Annotated in this window: 1 protein-coding gene; it reads left to right on the top strand. The window is 41.9% G+C overall.

What is annotated here, in order from left to right; translation table 11 throughout:
• A partial coding sequence (locus FTV31_RS17050; RefSeq protein WP_180015827.1) for a MobA/MobL family protein occupies window positions 1-1,121 on the top strand: 1,121 nt, incomplete at both ends.

Genomic DNA, 1,121 nt, shown 5'->3' with positions numbered 1-1,121 from the left:
GCCATTCACGCCCCACACACGGAAAGCGGTAGCGATAAGCGCAACTATCACGCTCATATTTTGCTAACCACTCGCAGCATTGACGAACAGGGCAATTTAGGCAAAAAAACGAGAGAGTTTAACGATCACGGCAAACAACAGGTCGAACACTGGCGAGAAAGGTTTGCAGACCTAACAAACAGCCATTTAGCACGTGCAGGGCATGTTTTTGTTGAAGTCGATCACCGCAGCTACAAGGCGCAAGGCTTAGACCTTGAAGCAACTCAACACGAGGGCAGCAGCGTTACACGGTTACGCAGACAAGGCATAGACACAGAAATCACCCTAAAAAATGATGCGATCAAGGCAAGAAACGCTGAAAAATTAGTAAATGAGCAGTTGATCAAAAACCTAGATCAAGAGATTGTCTTTAACTATGAAACCCTTGCAAGACTTGAGATAGAGCGAAAAGAAGCTAAAGCCAAGCCTATTGAACCCCAACAGCCGAAAGTCAAACAAGGCACTACAACAGACGCAAGAAACGCCATAGCCAGCTACAGAACAGCGATTGAAGAAACAGCTCACAAAGTATTTAAAGAGCTACAGGACAAGCAGATAAACGACGCTAAGGCATGGTTAGCCAAAATTGATGAAATGCGGGCTAATACGCCTATGTTTTTTGGGAAAAAAGACCACTTGGCGAAGATTGAACAGGAAGTCGCTCAATATGAAAAAATGCGCTCAAACTTTGCAAAATTCAAAGAGTTAGGCGTAACAGATGAGCATCGAGCAACAGCTATAGCGATTATTGAGCGCAACAAGCCAAATATGGCGTTAAATGCCCGAAACGCTGAAAAATACCTACAAGAAAGACAGCTAGAACAAGCAAAAGAGCAACTCAACCCTAATATTTCAATTTTGGCTAAAACCAATAATTCTTATTATGGAAAAGTCCTACAGTCAGGTACTCAAGGCACAGTTCAAAGCACAAAAGATGGGCTTGTTTATCATCCTCAAATAAAAGACCTGAAAACAGGGAAAGAGTACACGCTCACATACACTGAAAATCAGGTAAAAATCCTTGAAAATATCGAAATTAATCGAAAAACAGGGAAATCACAGGACAATGAGATTAAAAGATA

This window comes from Acinetobacter sp. YH16031, assembly GCF_013417335.1.
In the GTDB taxonomy this organism is placed as follows: domain Bacteria; phylum Pseudomonadota; class Gammaproteobacteria; order Pseudomonadales; family Moraxellaceae; genus Acinetobacter.
The sequence above is the reverse complement of the archived record's forward strand: the minus strand, read 5'-3'. Positions and strand labels throughout refer to the sequence as shown.